The organism is Thiosulfatihalobacter marinus, assembly GCF_016019955.1.
In the GTDB taxonomy this organism is placed as follows: Bacteria; Pseudomonadota; Alphaproteobacteria; order Rhodobacterales; family Rhodobacteraceae; genus Shimia; species Shimia marinus_A.
This window is the reverse complement of sequence record NZ_JAECRZ010000006.1, coordinates 144,294-162,575: the sequence shown is the minus strand read 5'-3', so window position 1 is coordinate 162,575 and position 18,282 is coordinate 144,294. Positions and strand designations below refer to the sequence as shown.

At 59.7% G+C, this 18,282-nt stretch carries 15 protein-coding genes and 1 pseudogene; 4 read left to right on the top strand and 12 right to left on the bottom strand.

What is annotated here, in order from left to right; all coding sequences use genetic code 11:
* The first annotated feature begins 36 nt into the window (after window positions 1-36).
* Window positions 37-501 carry a PTS sugar transporter subunit IIA gene (locus I3253_RS11145; protein ID WP_197917739.1) on the top strand — a complete coding sequence of 155 codons (465 nt, stop codon included), beginning with the start codon at window positions 37-39 and terminating at the stop codon, window positions 499-501.
* Window positions 502-513: 12 nt separating this feature from the next.
* On the opposite strand, the gene I3253_RS11140 is transcribed toward I3253_RS11145, so the two are convergent.
* The 7 genes and pseudogenes from I3253_RS11140 to I3253_RS11115 all read right to left on the bottom strand — a co-directional run bounded on the left by I3253_RS11140 (window position 514) and on the right by I3253_RS11115 (window position 8,312).
* Window positions 514-1,947, bottom strand: coding sequence for a sulfotransferase family protein (locus tag I3253_RS11140; protein WP_197917738.1), 1,434 nt, complete (start codon window positions 1,945-1,947; stop codon window positions 514-516).
* Between the two features lie 6 nt (window positions 1,948-1,953).
* Window positions 1,954-3,651 carry a DUF5927 domain-containing protein gene (locus I3253_RS11135; RefSeq protein ID WP_197917737.1) on the bottom strand — a complete coding sequence of 566 codons (1,698 nt, stop codon included), beginning with the start codon at window positions 3,649-3,651 and terminating at the stop codon, window positions 1,954-1,956.
* Window positions 3,648-4,658: a glycosyltransferase family 2 protein gene (locus I3253_RS11130; protein ID WP_197917736.1), complete on the bottom strand. Its 1,011-nt coding sequence runs from the start codon at window positions 4,656-4,658 to the stop codon at window positions 3,648-3,650. The genes I3253_RS11135 and I3253_RS11130 overlap by 4 nt, the downstream gene beginning before the upstream one ends.
* A 51-nt stretch (window positions 4,659-4,709) precedes the next feature.
* Window positions 4,710-5,981 carry a glycosyltransferase family 4 protein gene (locus I3253_RS11125; protein WP_197922290.1) on the bottom strand — a complete coding sequence of 424 codons (1,272 nt, stop codon included), beginning with the start codon at window positions 5,979-5,981 and terminating at the stop codon, window positions 4,710-4,712.
* Window positions 5,941-6,081 (bottom strand): annotated as a pseudogene (locus tag I3253_RS20455) (UDP-glucose 4-epimerase GalE); the annotation flags it as partial. The pseudogene I3253_RS20455 and the gene I3253_RS11125, both read right to left, overlap by 41 nt.
* Window positions 6,082-6,147: 66 nt before the next feature.
* Window positions 6,148-7,041, bottom strand: a complete 894-nt coding sequence (locus I3253_RS11120; RefSeq protein WP_197917734.1) for a UTP--glucose-1-phosphate uridylyltransferase — start codon at window positions 7,039-7,041, stop codon at window positions 6,148-6,150.
* Between the two features lie 170 nt (window positions 7,042-7,211).
* Entirely contained in the window at window positions 7,212-8,312 is a 1,101-nt protein-coding gene (locus I3253_RS11115; RefSeq protein WP_197917733.1) for a polysaccharide biosynthesis/export family protein, read from the bottom strand.
* Window positions 8,313-8,691: 379 nt separating this feature from the next.
* Here I3253_RS11115 and I3253_RS11110 point away from each other — a divergent pair, with 379 nt between their 5' ends.
* Window positions 8,692-10,578: a polysaccharide biosynthesis protein gene (locus I3253_RS11110; RefSeq protein WP_197917732.1), complete on the top strand. Its 1,887-nt coding sequence runs from the start codon at window positions 8,692-8,694 to the stop codon at window positions 10,576-10,578.
* A gap of 18 nt (window positions 10,579-10,596) precedes the next feature.
* Here the strand turns inward: I3253_RS11110 and I3253_RS11105 are convergent, their stop codons facing one another.
* Genes I3253_RS11105 through cysQ form a run of 4 tightly spaced genes read right to left on the bottom strand, consistent with a single transcriptional unit; the run spans window position 10,597 to window position 14,476 of the window.
* Window positions 10,597-11,616: an NAD-dependent epimerase/dehydratase family protein gene (locus I3253_RS11105; protein ID WP_197917731.1), complete on the bottom strand. Its 1,020-nt coding sequence runs from the start codon at window positions 11,614-11,616 to the stop codon at window positions 10,597-10,599.
* Window positions 11,617-11,643: 27 nt separating this feature from the next.
* Window positions 11,644-12,882: a glycosyltransferase family 2 protein gene (locus I3253_RS11100; RefSeq protein WP_197917730.1), complete on the bottom strand. Its 1,239-nt coding sequence runs from the start codon at window positions 12,880-12,882 to the stop codon at window positions 11,644-11,646.
* A complete protein-coding gene (locus I3253_RS11095; RefSeq protein ID WP_197917729.1) occupies window positions 12,879-13,679 on the bottom strand; it encodes a 3-deoxy-manno-octulosonate cytidylyltransferase in 801 nt (266 codons plus the stop codon). Before I3253_RS11095 ends, I3253_RS11100 begins: the two co-directional genes overlap by 4 nt.
* Complete coding sequence (cysQ, locus tag I3253_RS11090; protein ID WP_197917728.1) at window positions 13,679-14,476, bottom strand: 3'(2'),5'-bisphosphate nucleotidase CysQ; 798 nt, start codon at window positions 14,474-14,476, stop codon at window positions 13,679-13,681. Before cysQ ends, I3253_RS11095 begins: the two co-directional genes overlap by 1 nt.
* Before the next feature lie 119 nt (window positions 14,477-14,595).
* Here cysQ and I3253_RS11085 point away from each other — a divergent pair, with 119 nt between their 5' ends.
* On the top strand, window positions 14,596-15,417 hold the full coding sequence (locus I3253_RS11085; RefSeq protein ID WP_197917727.1) for an ABC transporter permease: 822 nt from the start codon (window positions 14,596-14,598) through the stop codon (window positions 15,415-15,417).
* 50 nt (window positions 15,418-15,467) lie between these two features.
* Here I3253_RS11085 and I3253_RS11080 read toward each other — a convergent pair whose 3' ends face one another.
* Window positions 15,468-16,079, bottom strand: a complete 612-nt coding sequence (locus I3253_RS11080; protein WP_197917726.1) for an alpha-ketoglutarate-dependent dioxygenase AlkB family protein — start codon at window positions 16,077-16,079, stop codon at window positions 15,468-15,470.
* Window positions 16,080-16,289: 210 nt separating this feature from the next.
* On the opposite strand from I3253_RS11080, the gene dnaK reads away from it, so the two are divergent.
* Complete coding sequence (gene dnaK / locus I3253_RS11075; RefSeq protein WP_197917725.1) at window positions 16,290-18,206, top strand: molecular chaperone DnaK; 1,917 nt, start codon at window positions 16,290-16,292, stop codon at window positions 18,204-18,206.
* Window positions 18,207-18,282 lie beyond the last annotated feature (76 nt).

Below are 18,282 nucleotides of genomic sequence, written 5' to 3'. Positions count from 1 at the left end.
TGGGGTGCCTGCACCCCATCCGGAGAAACAGGCGAAATGGACCTTTCAACGATCCTCAAGTCAGAGGCGGTCAGGGTTGTGACCTCCGCTTCCAGCAAGAAGCGTTTGCTTCAGGAATTCGGCGATCTTGCCGCGTCGGCCTATGGGCTGGAAGCGTCGCGGGTTGTCGAAGCTCTGCAAGAGCGCGAGAATCTGGGTCCGACGGGAGTGGGCCACGGTGTGGCCCTCCCCCACGCCCGCCTGGCCAAGATCGACAGTGTCCTGGGCGCCTTTGTTCTTTTGGAAAAGCCTGTAGATTTCAATGCTGTAGATCGTCAGCCCGTGGATATCGCATTCGCGCTCTTCGCACCTGAAGAGGCTGGTGTCGAACATCTCAAGGCCCTGGCGCAAGTGTCGCGCCGCCTGCGTGAACCGTCAATCTGCACCAAGCTGCGCGCAAATCCGGATTCCGCCACTCTGTTCACAATCCTTACCGAATCCGACAAGGTTCAGGCGGCATAACAATTCCGATCGTCATGGTTGTTTCCAGCGGTCGAAACCAAAGACCCAGTAGTCGCGCTGATAGATGTCACTTATCAGCGACTCGATATCGTCATCGTAAATATCCTCCAGCGCAAAGGGGTGCCCGGCCTGGATTGGCGCCGGATCAGGCGCGTCCAAGCGGCCGATCTGCATGGCCAATGCGGGGAGATAGCTTTGCATCTCGTCCTCGCGGATGATCATGTCGGGCAAGGCCAGTTCTCCGAAACCCCGGATGGCCCCCGATTGGCTGGCCCAGTGTGCGTCTTGCCGCAAGCTGGTCTGCCCGGCCAGATTCGCCTTCACGAACTCCAGAAACCCGACAAATGCGGCGCGATGTGCCGCCCTGTCGTAATCGAGACCGGGGCCATCCTTGGGCAGTGGCACCTTGTAGACTTTGCGCAAAGTGTTTCGGATCTGACGATAGCTGCCCTCGCCCGAAGACAAGATCCGCTCGCAAAACGCATGATGGGCCCGAAGCGCGGGATGGCGGATCACGGTAAAGCTGCGATGGCCCCCGTGGCCACGTTTCCACTGCCGCAGCGCCTTTTGATTGAACCTGGTCAGCAGGGCGTCCTCGGGCACGTCATCCAATGCCGCCAGCCACGTCATGACCTCCTGTTCCGGCCCGGACCGGACCGGCAAATACATCAGCGGCGCAACGGCGGCGGCGACATAGCTGGGCACCACCGCCCCGCGCCGCGGCTCAAAATTCGGGGTACGGGACAGGTTGAACCGGTCAAGTTCGGCCAACGCCCCCGATATTTCCCCAAAGTTGGACACCTTTTCAGATAGCGGGCTGGGGTTCTGCCGTTTCAGTGACGTGTCCAGCGCCTCCAGACGGTCCTCGACACCCAGATAGCTGGCCAGCCCGTTCATCACCTGAACGTCCTGCAAATCCTCATAGGCCACGTAAAACGCCGTTTGCCCGCCACGTTGCAGCGCCTTCATCAACGTGACCTGGAAATCCTGCAACTCTTCGACATGGCGTTTGAATTCCACACCGTCGAACCGAACCTTGCTGTCCTTGCGGCGGCGCACGTCGGTCAATTTCCACTGTCCGGTGGCCTGCGCAATCTTCCAGGAAACATAACTGTCCAGCGGGTTGCGCGTCAGCACGATCTTGGCACAGCGCGGATCGTTCAGACACGCATCCAGCACGCGCGGATCATGGTCATGGAAAAACCGGAACCCGGACAGGACACCGGGCTCGTCCCGGATGGCCTGCAACAAACGTAGCGGATCCGCGCTGCGCTGTTCCAGCGTAACGCCCAGGATCTCGTCGCGATTCGGGTAGCCGATGAAATGCGGGTTGAACGCCTCGCCATGGCAGGACAGGCCCGCAAACGCGTTCAGATTGGTTTCAAGAAAATTCGAACCGGTTCGCATTTCGGCAAACACGATGAAATAGTCAAACTTGCTCGACATTGATCCCTACTGCACCAGATACGGTTTGCGTGGCGGCTTCTTGGGTTCTGCTTCGGGCGGGTCCACGGGAAAATCGCCCATCAGATAGGGGTGCATCCCCTGGTTCTTGAGGTTTTGCAGAAACTGGCCGAAACCGGCCAGATCGGTCATGCGGGGCGCCTCGGCCAGCCGCCGCGGCGCGCCCGGCCCGATCTCGTCAATGATGGCCTGCAACGGCTCCATTGGCGCCTCGATGAACTCGGCCATTGTCCAGATGCGCACCCGTGCCTTGGCGTAGGGCGAGCGCAGCGCCCATAACTGTTCGTTTTCCAGCTTTTGCAGCCGCGCCGCCTCTTTACGGATATCGGCGAAATTCCGGTTCGATTTGAACAGGGGAATTGCCCAGGCGCCGCTGATCATGGAAATTTGCGCATTTGGGTCCTTGGCAATGAACCAGATCGGCGTGCCAATGTCGCGTGGGCCCACCTGGAAACATTGCCGTTCACCGCGTGTGTTCCAGATCAGGTTCGTCAGAAACGCGATGGAATTGTAATCGCGCAGTTTGGGGGAATCGCTGAGCGCGCCGTTGATCACCTTTTGCCCATCGGCAAACTCGGCGCGCTCGGGCGCAAAAACATGGCCATGCACCTGCGCGCCTGTGGTCCTGCCAAGCCAGGATTCGAAATCCTCGAAAAGTTCGGCGAATCCGTGAAACACCGAATAGCGGCCAAAGGTCATGCCGTTTTCCCACCCCTCGTTGGGAAAGCGGCTTTGCATGTAAAGCCCGGTTCGCCCCTTGGTCCGCCGCTCGACCGCCTTGGCAAAAATACGGTCGATCTTGGACGGGCTCGGCTCGCTCATCTTGATGGCGCCTTCGGGATCCCGCAGGAATCCTTCGTAAAGGCGGTTGGCCCTGGGCCATATCTTGCGCGCGACAAAGCAATCGGATCGCCGCAACAATTGCAGGTGATCGTCGTAGAAGATATGCGGCTTGCCCTGGAAATCGAACTTTGACAGGGTCAGGGACCGGCTCTCGATATTGGTGGAATACAGCCGTGCCAGTGTCTGGAAATAGCTTTCATCCGGGATCCAGACCCGCTTGAAATATGTGTCGAACGTATTGCGTTCCGGGTCTTCAAGAATGGCGGACAGGGTTTGGCGCGTCAGGCACCACCATTGGCTGCCCATATGCGGAACGATCCCATAGGGAATCTTGCGCTTGATCCGCAGAAACCGCTGAATATCCACCCATTTGTCGAACAGATAGCGCTGTTTGCGCCAGGAAAACGGAAAATGCAGCGTGAACCTTTCGTGATCCAGCCCGCCCACTGTCCAGGGCACATCCGCCGTGGTGGCGCTTTCGATGAAATCGGTGCGCGGCCGCGCGGCCAGGTAATCCTTCAACTCCTGCACCGGGCGCAGCGGCAGGCAGGATCCTGATGACAGGTAGACATGCCGCACTTTCGGAAATTCGGTCAGCATCAGCTCGGCGGCCGATTGCGCCGCCGCCACCAGCCCCCAGTTTCCCCATTCACATCGGTGCCGCTTGCAGAACCGCACATCCGGCTCGTCCCCCAACGCCTTGACGAACCGCTTGTAGATCCGCGGTTTCACACCCGCATCCACATGGATCACCACAGGGCAGCCATATTTCGTCCAATGACGCGCCACCTGCTCGGCCCGGTCAAAGGCGGTGTGCACCAGCATGAGAATCCCCACGCTCATGCCCAGTTCCCCTTGGACATCAGGCCCAGAATCTCAAGCTGGCGCCAGTTGATGTATTTCTCCGACCATTTGCACCACAGTTCGGGATTGTCGCGCAGCCTTTTGGCATAGGCCAGGTATTCGACGCTGGCGGCATAATGCTGTTTGCGCTCCAGCTCCTCTTCCGCCTTGGCGGTGAACGTGTCCAGAAACTTGGTGTGCAACAGCAGCCCGGACGCCTTCTCGCCGCCCCATTCGTCATACACCTGGTTCAGTCCGCGCGGCAAAAGCATGTGGGTCGAGCTGACATAGGCATAACGCCGGTTCCATTTCACCAGCGGCACCTTGTTCAGCGCCGGGGCCAGTTCCGGGTTCTCCGGGAAAAACACCCGCGACCGCGGGCCACCCTGTATCCACAGATTTCCGTAATCCGGGTTCTTGGACATGCTGTAATTGCCGGCGTCAAACCAACAGGCAATGTCCAGCGGGTCCTGACCGGCGCGGTAGGGCTGTTCCGTGATCGGTCCGCGCGGGTACATGTCCAGAAGCATCGCGCTGAAGGACTTGATCGAGCTGGCATCCAGCCAGTCGGTCAGCGCCGTGATCGGCCGTGTATCGCAAAAGGGGTAGATGAAGAATTCGTCGGGATCGACCACAAGGCACCAATGCTCGTGCCCATAGCGCAATTGCAGCCAGTTCAGCCAATCCACCCCGAACCGCGATTTCTTGTAGGAATGCCGTGTGTGCCACAATGATACATCCGGCTGCTCGGCCAGGTACTCCATCGCGCCATCGGTGCTGTCATTGTCCACCATCAGGAAATGATTCACACCTTTGTCCCGATAGTATTCCAGGAAATAGGGCAGGCGGATCTGTTCGTTGCGTTGGGTGGAAAACACCAGAAGATCGTTGGGTTTGATCTGGTGGGTGCGGTCGACAATGCTGCGCAATTCGCGGCGCTTGCGAATGGCGCGGACCAGCCGCGCCCGTCGCCTAATACGGAGCCGATATGATTGCCAGACGCCCAACCTGTTTCCTTCACCTACACTCTGCCGTGCGACAAGCCGGCTTGCGGGCTATCACGTCACCCTTAAGACCGCGTTGAAATGCGCCCGCCAGCTTGGCGCGCTGTATTCCTTGTCGGTCTGTCCGCCCCGGCCTTCTGGTGGCGGGTGGTTCCAAACCAAAGACAGAACGGCCTTTTCCCATGAATAACTATCTGTCACGTCTGCGTAAATGGGATAATCCTCCAGAATTTCGCGCAAGACGGGCAAATCGTTGGCGATCACCGGCACCCCAAGCACCGCCGCCTCTGCCGGCGGCAGACCAAAACCTTCCGCGAGGCTGGGGAACAGAAGAGCACGCGCGCCGCGCAAAAGGCCAAACAACGCGCCGTCCCCAAGATCGTTGAACTCGTGGATCACGCGCCCCTTCAGCGGCGACCTGTCCAGCCGCGCCAACAGGTCTTCCACCATCCAGCCGCGCCGCCCGCAGATCACCAGATGCGGCATGTCCGTCGGATCTTGTCGGGCCGCCAGTTGTTCCCAAACATCCAGCAAGAGCCCGATATTCTTGCGCGGTTCGATCGTTCCGAGACACAGAAAGTAGGGATCCGGCACGACTGGCGCGGCCTGATTGTTGCCGTTTTGGAAAAAATCCACGTCCACGCCCAGATGCGCCACCCGGATTGGCAAATGCGCCCCGATGCCGGCGAAGTGCCGGATCAAAGAGTCCCGGGATGCGTTGGAATTCGTCAGGATCAGATCGCCGTGGTCCGCTGCTGCCTGCATGTATCCGGCAAATCTCTGTACCGATTGCGGTGTCTGGAATTCGGGGTGGTCCAGCGGAATTGCATCATGCAGGAACAGCGTGACCCTGGCGTTTCGGACCTGCTTGATGGCGTGCAGTTTGGTTGCGGAAAAATTGGCCTGATCCACATTGATATACACGATGCCCGGCGGCAGGCGCCGTGCCAGCATCTGCCCCAGCCGCGATGGAATTGCCCGCGCAATGCTGTGCCGGCGCAATTCCGCCTCGGTCACGCGCCGTGTGTCCCCCCTTTGCCGCAACAGCCGCGACACAAGATCAGGTGCGCCCCAACGGATACGTCCCTCCAGGCGCGCCAGAATACCCGCGACCCCGTCCTGATCCAGAAGCACATAGCCCAACCTTGTGCGCGCCAGCCCAAAACATGGCTCGGGCGCATCGCACAACGCCTTGAGATAGGCCAGGCAAACCCGGTCCACCCCGGACGGGCGCCTGCCGTAGACACTCAACGCCCGCGTCAGCTCGAACAGGCGCGCGGGGGGATTACGTGTCGTAATGGCCGTTTTGGTGCCATCGCCAGGCATCTGCAATCATAAGGTCCAGGGTAGAGCGTTTCGGCACCCAGCCTAATTCTTTCTCGGCACGTGTCGAGCCTGAAACCAGCCTGGTGCGATTCCCTGGCCGCGTGCCCCGATACGTCCGGTTCCCCTGCGCAGGATCGCGTCGAGAACGTGCCCTTTTTGTCCTGACCTATTGCGCAACCCCACGGATCGCGATCACTTCATTGAGGTAGGCGGTCAGTTCTTTGCGCAAGTCATCGCGCCCCAGCCCGAAGGCCACGGTTGCCTGAAGGAAACCAGCCTTTGAACCACAGTCATAGCGTTCACCGGCAAAGCGATAGCCAAACACATTTCGGCCTTGATGGATTTCTGCGGCGATCGCGTCTGTCAGTTGAATCTCGCCGCTTGCGCCGGATTTCTGATTGCGCAGGTTTCGCAGAACCGACGGCGCCAAAATGTAGCGCCCGATGACAGCCAACCTGGATGGTGCGCTTCCCGGAGAGGGTTTTTCCACCATTCCATTCACCGAGACCAGTGGCCCAATGGTGTCCTCTACGTCAAGTATCCCATAAGAGGCTGCCTGATCAGGCGCAACTTCCATGGTGGCCACCATGCTTCCGCCAGTGTCCGCATATGCATCGACCATCTGCCTGAGACATCCCGGTTCACCCGCGATCACGTCATCGGGCAGGATAACCGCAAATGGTTCGTTCGCGATCAGCCGGTGCGCACACCAGACAGCATGGCCCAGGCCCAGCGCCTTGTGCTGACGGATATAGGCAATGGCGCCACTGTCCATGTTGGTTTGCCTCAGGGTGTGAAGGAGATCATCCTTGCCTTTCTTGCGCAACTCGCGTTCCAGTTCGGGCGCATGGTCAAAGTAATTCTCCAGCGCACTCTTCCCTCGGGATGTCACAAAGATGAATTCCTTGATCCCGGCCTCTCTGGCCTCGTCGATGGCGTACTGGATCAAGGGGCGATCCACCAACGTCATGATTTCCTTGGGTACGGATTTTGTCGCTGGCAGAAACCGTGTCCCAAGCCCGGCCACGGGAAAAATCGCCTTAGTAACCTGTGTCCGCATAGAATCCCTGCTTTCGCGTCATGACCAATCCCCGGGATAGCCGCCCAGAATCGACGCACTCGCCATCATGCTCGACTTCCCGAGCACTGCGAACGTCTCAACCGCGATGGTGCTCCAAAACGGCCTGTCATTCGTCCCGGCGACGCAGATTGAAACGGCGCAGCACCCGGTCAGAATACATTGTTGATCGCGAACAGCGAGCCAAGCAGGGCGATCAGCGCCTGCGCGGGCTTCACGGCGGATTCCGTGGCCATCACGACATCACTCGGGTTCACATAGAAATTGCGCGCGCCGAACAAACCTTCGGGCGAAGACAGGTCGAACGAAAAGACCACGTATTGGGTGGGTGGCCCCGATCCGTCGCTTCGGATGGCCGAGTTCGGATACTGGCGCAGCAACAAAAGCCCCTGGGGGTTCGCGCGGGCGTCCTGAAGACCGCCCAAGATAGAAACCGCCTCAAGAGCGGTGATCGTGTCTTGGTGGAAATAGACCTGTTTTTCGGTTTCAGTAGCCCCCAAGGCGACGAAATACCTGTCGTCTTCATCGACGATGATCTGGTCGCCGCCCCTGACAATCACGTTTTTCCCGGGATCCTTGAGAAGAGTCCGCGCGGGAATTTCGTAGCTTTGCCCGTCACGCATCAGGCGGACGACCGGATTCTCGATCGACGGAGATATCCCGCCCCCGGCCGCGAGTATGGAAAGAATGGACGTATTCCGATTGACCAGCGCGATGGGGCCGGGACTGGCGACGCCAGAGACCAGATCAACCGAATTGCGGGCGCCAGACGAGACTTCGACCTGCGCCTGCGCCGAAGGCGCGATAGGGGCCAGTTTACTTTGGATTGTCGCGCGGGCCTGTTCCGGCGTAAGCCCGCCGACAGACACCTCATCTACATAGGGTACGAAAATCGTTCCGGATGTTGTCACTTCGACAGGCCGAACCTGCACCTTGCGATCTTGAGGTGGCAAAAGCAGAGAGTTTTCCTGATTGTCCCAAACGGTCAGGGTGATCATATCGCCGGGCCGGATCAACCGCGATTCAGGGCCAGGAACGCGATTGAACCATTGATAATGCCCGTGCCACCCCGACGACGGCCACGCCTGAATCTTGGCAACGGAAGATTGCGTCACCTGCTCCACCGTTACATCATCGGGAACATTGTTTTTCCCGGTGATTTCCGATTTCGTGGGCGCGCCGCGCGGCAGCGAACACGCGGCAACGAAAATCAACATCCCCAAAGCTAGGATCGACCAGGATCTGCCGCGCATTTTCTTGCCTTCTTGTTCGTCGGGACACTTCTATCGCCAAGACGAGTCGCCGGACAACCCATTGTTCAATGTTATTGGACAGTTTGTCCGATGCGTTGCGTATTTCCCCACAATACCGGCTGACACCGATCCTCCCGAGAGTTTGCGCCGGTTTTGTCGGCGGAAATACCCTTATCTCAGGCGCCGCCCGGTCCCTGGCGTGGCGAGAATATGCTCGATTCTTGGTGAGGTTCACGAATCCTTAATGATCGTCTGTATTTAGTCGCGAAACGGTGATATACCTTTTCGGGGCGGGCAACCGATAATCTATTGATCGACGATTGATACAGGCAAAGAATTTTTCAGCGCTCTGGCAAAAGATCGGCCGGGAATAATGAAGATGCTTTACAAACTTGTCACCTCGATGAGTCGAGCCCGGAAAGGCAATATCCTTCTTGGAATGGATTTGCTCTGGGTGGTTGTCGCTCTTGCGGGGGCGCAGGCCCTTGCCCGAAACGGGTCTGTTTCGATTGGCGAACTGTGGGCAACCTCCTGGTATCTGGTGATGTTTCTGCCCCTCAGTGCCGGCGTGATTCATTTCCTCGGGCTGCACCGGATCAAGCTGAATGCTTACGGAATGGGTGATATCGTCAACACGATGACACTGGCGGCGCTGCTTTGTGCTGTGGGTGTTCTGGTGAATCTGACGTTTGGATTCACGCCGCAAATTCCGAACGCCACGCTCGTATCCTTCAGCCTGTTGTTCTCTGTCCTGTCTATTTGCGGGCGCATCTTGCTACGCAGGATCGTGCTGCGAATCTATTCCGGTGGCCGCGAACGCAAGCGGGTTCTGATCTATGGGGCCGGTCAGACCGGGCAGCAGCTTGCCGCCGCGTTGCAGACGGATGACGAGTTTGAAGTGGCCTGTTTTGTCGATGACAATATTGCATTGCACAAGCTGACGGTTTCCGGGCAACGGGTGCATGATCCCAAGGACATTGGCATGCTTGTGCGTCGCATCGGGATCGACCGGATCGTTCTGGCCATGCCGTCCGCGGATCAGGCCGTGCGCGTCAAGCTGGCCAAGAAGTTGGCAAATCTCGGGTGCGAGGTGCTGGCCCTGCCGTCATTTGCCGATATGGTTCTGCGCGGAGAGGAAGCCACACGAATCGCCCCGGTCGAACTCACCAGTTTGCTGGGGCGGGATGCGCTTGAGGCGGATCTGCCCGCCGCAAGCCATGCCTACCAGGATCAGCGTATCCTGGTGACGGGCGCTGGCGGGTCAATCGGATCTGAACTGTGCCGCCAGCTTCTGGAATGCCATCCGTCCGAGCTGGTCCTGCTGGAGCATTGCGAATTCGCGCTTTACAAGACCATGCGCGAGCTGGAGGGGGTGCCGGGCAACACGCGGCTGGTTCCGGTCCTTGGGTCTGTTACGCAGCCAGACGTGGTGCGCGCCACGCTCAATGCCAACAACATTGATGTCGTGTTTCACGCGGCGGCCTACAAACACGTCAATATTGTCGAATCCAACTGTTTCGAGGGCGCCCGTAACAACGTCTTTGGCACACGGATCGTGGCCGAAGAATCGATCCGCGCCGGTGTGAACCGGTTTATCCTTGTATCCACGGACAAGGCGGTGCGCCCGACATCCATGATGGGTTGCACAAAGCGTATGGCGGAACTGGTGGTTCAGGACTTGGCAACGCGCAGCCAGACCACCAAATTGTCGATGGTACGCTTTGGCAATGTTCTGGGCTCGTCCGGTTCTGTGATCCCCCTGTTCGAAGAGCAGATCCGCAATGGTGGTCCGGTAACAGTGACCGACCCGGAAGTGACCCGTTTTTTCATGACGGTGTCCGAGGCGGTGCGCCTTGTGCTTCTGGCGGGAAGTTTTTCGCGCGGCGGGGATGTGTTTGTGCTGGATATGGGCAAGCCCGTTTCCATTCTGTCCGTGGCGCAGAAGATGATCATGGCCGCCGGGTACTCGCTGCGCGACGAAAACAATCCGAATGGCGATGTCGCGATCCTGTTTACCGGGCTGAAGCCCGGCGAGAAAATGCACGAGGAGCTTTTGATCGGCACCGACATGCTGACCACACCCCATCCCAAGATCTTGCGCGCCCAGGAACATTATTGGTCCGAACTTGAGATGGCGAACGCGGTTCAGGATCTGCGCCGGTCCATTGACACGCGCGATTCCGATCTGTTGCGCGCAACGATGCGCAGGTGGGTGGAAGCGCCGGAAAGCGATCCGCAAACCCTCACGGTGGTCGGAGAGGGCTGAAACCTCTCACCTTGGTTTTCAGGCGCCGTAATACTCCCGGTACCAGCTGACAAACGCCCGGACACCCGTATCAACAGACGTGGACGGGCGCGCACCCGTCAGTTCATGCAGCAACTCCGCCGCCGCCCAGGTCGCGGGCACGTCGCCCGGCTGCATCGGCATATAGTTCTTTTTCGCCTCTGTACCGATAGCGTGCTCGATGGCTTTCACAAAATCCATCAACTGCACTGCCTGGCCATTGCCGATATTCACCACCCGCCACGGCGCGACCGTGCTCAGGCTGTCATGTTCGGAAATGTCGCAGGCGTTCTCCGGTTTCGGCGGCACCGCCCCGATCAGGTCCGCGATCCCCGACACAAGATCGTCGATAAAGGTGAAATCCCGGCGCATGTCGCCATGGTTGTAGATGTCGATCGGCTGGCCTTCCAGAATGGCCTTGGTGAATTTGAAGAGCGCCATGTCTGGCCGCCCCCACGGGCCATAGACGGTAAAGAACCGGAACATGGTGATCGGCAGGTCATACAGATGCGCATAGGAATGTGCCATCGCCTCGTTGGCCTTCTTGGTCGCCGCATAGAATGACATCTGCGTGTCGGCCTTGTCGGTCTCGCCATAGGGCATCGCGGTATTCGCGCCATAGACCGAACTGGTCGAGGCCAGCAGCATATGATCCGGCGGAAAGGCGCGCGCGGCCTCCAGCAAATCGAAGGTGCCGATCAGATTTGAATCGACATAAGAGCGCGGCGCGTCGATGGAGTGGCGCACCCCGGCCTGCGCGGCCAGATGGATCACCACATCCGGGCGATGTTCTTCGAATAGCTGCATCAGCAGGTCCGGCGCCTCCAGACGCCCGATCACCGCTTGGAACCCCGCATTCTGTAACAGGATCGCATGGCGCCGTTCTTTCAGCGCCACGTCGTAGTAATCGGTCATGGCATCCAGCCCAATGACACGCCAGCCATCCGCCAACAGACGTTTCGCGGTGTGAAATCCGATAAATCCGGCAGACCCGGTAACAAGCGCGGTGCGCTGTGGCATGTCGATATCCTCGTGCGAACTGGCGCGCTATTGATCCCCCAGCAAGCGCTGATCCGCAACCCGCCGAATCTCCGAATCCAGTCGTTTTGCAAAGCGATGCCATGACAAAAGCGGCTGGCTGCGCTCGGACCGGCCAAACAGCCCGCCAGATTGCTCCCAGTACCCGGCCGGATCATAGCGTATGCGGTGATAAAGCGCCGAGGGGCTGAACAGGAACAGCGAAGGCACCTTTCCGTTCGCGGCCAGTTGCGCGGCCTGCCTGCGCTTTGCGCGCCGTTGCCAGGACCGGCCTGACAGGATCACCCCCGGCCCGTTTCGCCCCGCGTCAAACCGGTGAAAACCATCTGCCGCGCGCGCAATGGTCGGCAGAGTTCCATATTCGCGGGCCTGCCCTTTGGCATAGCCCCGCTCCAGCCCGCGCATCAGGCGCGCCACATCGCCGGGCATCGCGTCCCCGCGTATCATATGGCGCAAAAGGCGCTGGCGCTGATCCTTTCGAAAGGCCCGCCAAACCGCGGCGTGCTCGGGTTCCGGGCAATGTTTGCGCAGGAACACGGCCATGCTGGCCCCGATTTCACTCAGGTCGCGCGGCACACGGGCGGTGGTGCGCTGGGCATTTGCCAGATACCCGTGATGTACCTCGGCAAGCGGCACGATCGCCGTTGCCCGGTCCGCGCTGGCCAGACGCAGGTTCAGATCGGTTTCGTCCAGAAAATACCGGAAGGCCGGATCGAACCCGCCCATATCCGCCAACAGATCCCGCCGCACCGCCATGTTGGTGCCTTCCGTCTTGATCGCACGCCGTGGGCCGGGGTGCAGCACAACCGGGGTGCGCCCGTCCAGAGCCAGGGGCGTGGTCTGCGCCCTATGGTCGACGCTTTGCGCGCCCCATTGAAGCGAAATTCCGTTGCGGCCCCGCACATATCCCCCTGCCGCCGCAACTTCGGGGTCATCGAACGCGGCCATCAGATGAAACAGCCAGCCGGGTTCGGGCACCGCATCATCATCGACAAAGGCCACCACTTCGCCGGCAGAGTTTGCAATCCCAAGGTTGCGCGCCGCCGAGATATTGGCCTGATCAAACGGCACGATCTTGATCTGGTCGTCAAAGGGCAGATCGCCAATTGCCGCCACGCCGCCGGGGTCGGCAACCACAACCACCTCGAACTGAGCATAGGCAAGCTGCGCCACCCCGGTCAGACAGCGTTTCAGGGCCTCCGGGCGACCCCGGCTTACCACCACCACGCTGACCGGGGTGGCGCTCATGGCGTGCCCATCTCGGCCATCATCGCCTCGATCCGGGGCACGTCTTCGGGGTTGTTCAACTCCCAGAACTGCCGCCCTTTTGCCTGGACCTCGACACACAGAACCTGCCGTCCATGTTCCATGAACCGCAGCTGTTCCAGCCCCTCCAGCTGTTCCAGCGGCCCGCTCTCCCAACGCGGATAGGCGCCCAGCGCCGACGGGCGGTAGGCATAAACGCCGACATGATGAAACACCGGCGTGTCGTCACCGTCCGCATAGGTTTTGGAGGTGAACGGCACCACCTCCTTGGAGAAATACAGCGCATGGCGATCCTTGGTGAAAACAGCGGTGGTGCCGCCCACGCGCCCCGCCCTGCGGTCTTCCAGAAATCCGTTCAGCGCCCGCCCGTCGCAGCGCAATACCGGCGTGGCCACCTCGGCCATCGGATCTCCCTGCAACCCTGTCACCAGATCCTCGACAAACCATGCCGGCGTCAGCGGCGCGTCGCCCTGCAAATTGACCACGATGTCATACCCGCCGCCCAGAACGTCAAAGGCCTCCGCGCAGCGTTCGGTGCCGTTCCGGCAGGCCGAAGAGGTCATCACCACCTCGGCCCCGAACGCCTGCGCCGCGTCCCGGATCCGATCGTCATCCGTCGCCACAACCACCCGATCCACACCCTGCACGGCACGGGCCGCTTCCCAGCTTCGCTGAACCAGGCTCTTGGACAGGCCGGTCGCGCCCTTCAATTCCGCAAGCGGTTTGCCGGGATAGCGCGTCGATTCATAGCGCGCGGGGATGACGATCAGAACCGGCATCAGGCGGTTTTCAGGTTCACGCCCGGCGCATAGGCGATGAAATAGGGGTTGGCGAAATCTTCCTTGCCATAGGTCAGCGGAGAATGGTCGTCAAACCGCACCACCTGACCGCCCGCGCCCAGCAAAACCGCGTGGCCCGCCGCCGTGTCCCACTCCATCGTGCGGCCGACACGCGGATACAGATCCGCCTCGCCCGTCGCCACCAGGCAGAATTTCAGGGACGATCCCGCGCTCTTGAAATCGGCAACCGCGTATTTCGCGATATAGTCCTTGGTCTCGTCGGTCAGGTGCGACTTGGAGGCCACCACCAAAAGCGCGCCATTATCCGATTTCGCCACATTCATCGGGGTGACATCGCCGATGGTATCCAGCGCAAAGGAACCGGTTTCCTCGACCGATTGCCCATCCGCCTGGGTAAAGAACATGCGGTTCTTGGCGGGCGCATATACCACGCCGCGCTGTGGAACACCGTTTTCCACATAGGCGATGTTCACCGTGAAATCGCCGCGCCGGTGGATGAATTCCTTGGTGCCGTCCAGCGGATCGACGATCAGAAATGTCTCGCCCCTGGCGGTATGGCTCTCGGCCTGCTCTTCCGTCACCAGCATCACATCGGGGAACGCGGCGCGCAGGCCGGCGGAAATGATCGCATCCGCGGCTTCGTCCGCAGCCGTCACCGGGCTGTCATCGGATTTGACCTTTACGTCAAAATCGTCGGCATTGTAAATTTCCATGATCTTGTCACCGGCTTCGATCGCCAGCTTGCGAATGACGGGAATCAATGTGTCATAGTTCAAATGTCGTCTCCTGGTCGGGCTTTAGTTGAATTGAGCCTATGCGCCCCTTATGATGACATGGTAAGGGAACGGCAAGAATTCCCTGACATAACTGCGACAATCCGCGGACGGCAGAGGCAATGTTTCAACAATCGGTCCCCAGAACAAACCTGGAATCGGCAATCAACATTGCCGAACTTGTCTATCATGCCATCGTCCGAAACGTCCGAAAAACCCACGGCAATGCCGTGATGTCGATCCTTGTGAACATGCTTCAGTCGTTCATTTTCGTGATTGCCTTTTACGTCATGTTCTCTGTTCTTGGTCTGCGCAGTGCCGCGTTGCGGGGCGATTTCCTGCTGTACCTGATGTCCGGAATCTTCCTTTTCATGACCCACACCAAGACCATGGGCGCGGTTGTCGGGGCAGAGGGGCCAGCGTCGCCGATGATGAAACACGCGCCGATGAACACGGTCATCTCGATCCTGTCGGCGGCGCTGGGCACACTGTATATTCAGGTGCTTTCCCTGTTTACGATACTTTTCATCTATCATGCGGCATTCACTCCGATCACGATCGAAGATCCGATCGGCGCCTTCGGGATGCTGTTGCTGGCCTGGTTCGCCGGGGCGGCGATTGGCATGGTTTTCCTGGCGCTCAAGCCGTGGTTTCCCACGTTTGTCAGCATTGCCAGCACGGTTTATGCGCGGGCCAACATGATTGCCTCGGGCAAGATGTTCGTCGCCAATACCCTGCCCACCTTCATGCTGAAGATGTTCGACTGGAACCCGCTGTTTCACACGATTGATCAGTCACGGGGTTTCATTTTCATCAACTATTATCCGCGCAACAGTTCCATCACCTATCCTCTGGTGCTTGGCCTGATCTTTCTCATGCTGGGCCTGATGGGGGATTTTTATACCCGCAAGCACGCCTCACTCAGCTGGGGCGCCAAACGATGATCCGGGCCGTTCCGGCCCTTTGCCTGCCCGCCTGAGAGGCTGTTGCGCGATCAGTCCGGGCTGACCACGCGCAACGTGACATTGATCCGTCCGCCATCCGGCAACAGGCGGGATGCGCCAAATCGAATACGATCCACACCGTGAAAGGCCAGCCGGGCATCGCCCTGCATGACCACGACATCCCCCGAGTTCAGCCAAAGCGATTCCGTCTTGCCGCCCCGCGCGGGCCCGCCCATACGAAACAGCCCGTCATCCCCCAACGAAACAGACACCACCGGCCAGCTGAAATCGCCCTCGTCCCGGTCCTGGTGCAGCCCCATCCGGGCGCCTTCGCCATAATAATTCACCAGACAGCAATCCGGTGGTCGCGCCAGCCCGGTTACGTCCCGCCACAGGCGCAGGATGCGGTCGGGGATCGCGGGCCAGGCCTCGCCACCGGGCTGCAACAGCTCGTAGCGATAGCCGCGCCGGTCGGAAACCCAGCCCACACGCCCGGCACTGGTCATACGCACGCTCATCCGCTTGCCGCCGCGCGTCACAGGGGCCCGCATCGGTGCGGCCCGCGCCACGGTCCGCAAATCCTCCACCAGGGCGGCCTGCGCGGCCGCATCCAGAAAGCCTTTGAAAACCGCGAATCCCCGGATCATGATCGGCGTTTGCATGGCGTTTCAGGCTCCCTGGTGAAATGAGTCAAAAAATGCCTGTAATTGCATGTAATCGTACCCTCGTGGCGCTTGCACGGAGTTTTTGACCTCCCTATATACCCTCCGAAGCGCAGGCACCCGGCAGGGTGTTTGCAAACCGGTTCGGGGCACGGATGCCATAACGGGTCCGGACCCGAAGAAATCGCCTTAATTGAGAAGGGATCGAAAATGAGCAAAGTGATCGGTATCGACCTCGGTACAACGAACTCTTGTGTGGCCATCATGGATGGTTCGCAGCCCAAGGTGATCGAGAACTCGGAAGGTGCACGCACCACACCCTCGATCGTGGCTTTCACGGATGACGAGCGCCTTGTCGGCCAGCCGGCGAAACGCCAGGCCGTCACCAACCCCGAAAACACCATCTTTGGCGTCAAGCGTCTGATTGGCCGCCGGTTCGACGATGCCGATCTGGCCAAGGACAAGAAGAACATGCCGTTCAACGTCATCAATGGCGGCAACGGCGATGCCTGGGTCGAAGCGCGCGGCGACAAATACAGCCCCTCTCAGATCTCGGCCTTCATTCTCGGCAAGATGAAAGAAACCGCCGAATCCTACCTTGGCGAAGAAGTGACGCAGGCCGTCATCACCGTCCCGGCCTATTTCAATGACGCTCAGCGTCAGGCCACCAAGGACGCTGGCAAGATCGCCGGCCTTGAAGTGCTGCGCATCATCAACGAACCGACAGCCGCCGCTCTGGCCTATGGTCTGGACAAGGAAAACACCCACACCATCGCGGTGTATGACCTTGGCGGCGGAACGTTCGACGTGACCATTCTGGAAATCGACGACGGCCTGTTCGAAGTGAAATCCACCAACGGCGACACGTTCCTGGGTGGCGAAGACTTTGACATGCGCATCGTCAATTACCTGGCCGACCAGTTCAAGAAAGAGCACAATGTCGACCTGACCAAGGACAAGATGGCCCTCCAGCGTCTGAAAGAGGCCGCCGAGAAAGCCAAGATCGAACTGTCCAGCAGCGCCCAGACCGAGATCAACCAGCCCTTCATCTCGATGGACCCGTCCTCGGGCACGCCGCTGCACATGGTTATCAAGCTGACCCGCGCGAAGCTGGAATCGCTGGTGGGCGATCTGATCAAGGCGTCGCTCAAGCCCTGCCAGGCCGCGCTGAAGGATGCGGGCCTGTCGGCCAACGAGATCGATGAGATCGTTCTGGTCGGCGGCATGACCCGTATGCCCAAAGTGATCGAAGAAGTGACCAAATTCTTCGGCAAGGAGCCCCACAAGGGCGTTAACCCGGACGAAGTGGTGGCCATGGGTGCCGCCATTCAGGCCGGTGTCCTGCAAGGCGACGTGAAAGACGTGGTCCTGCTTGACGTGACCCCGCTGTCGCTGGGCATCGAAACGCTGGGCGGCGTGTTCACCCGCCTGATCGACCGCAACACCACGATCCCGACCAAGAAGAGCCAGATTTTCTCGACCGCCGAAGACAACCAGAACGCCGTGACGATCCGCGTTTTCCAGGGCGAGCGTGAAATGGCGGCCGATAACAAGATCCTGGGTCAGTTCAACCTGGAAAACATCCCGCCCGCCCCGCGCGGCATGCCGCAGATCGAAGTGACCTTTGACATTGATGCCAACGGCATCGTGTCGGTTGGAGCCATGGACAAAGGCACCGGCAAGGAGCAGAAGATCACGATCCAGGCGTCGGGGGGGCTCTCGGACGAGGACATCGAAAAGATGGTCAAGGATGCCGAGGAGAATGCCGAGGCGGACAAGGCCCGCAAAGGTATGGTCGAGGCCCGCAACCAGGCCGAAAGCCTCATTCACTCGACCGAGAAGTCGCTGGAAGAGCATTCCGACAAGGTCGACCCGACAACCGTCGAGGCGATCGAGCTGGCCATCGCCGCGCTCAAGGATGATCTTGAAAAAGACGATATCGACGCCGACAAGATCCGCGCGGGCATCCAGAATGTGACCGAGGCCGCAATGAAGCTGGGCGAGGCCATCTACAAGGCTGCTCAGGACGAGGACGGCGGCGAACCGAACGCGGCAGATGCCGGTCCGGGCGACGACGATATTGTCGATGCCGATTTCGAGGATCTGGACGACGACAAGCGCGCGTAATGCGCGGGCGGAACTGAAAAGCGGGCCGGTCCGGTTGCCGGATCGGCCCTTTTCATTCCGGGCCAAAGGAGTAACC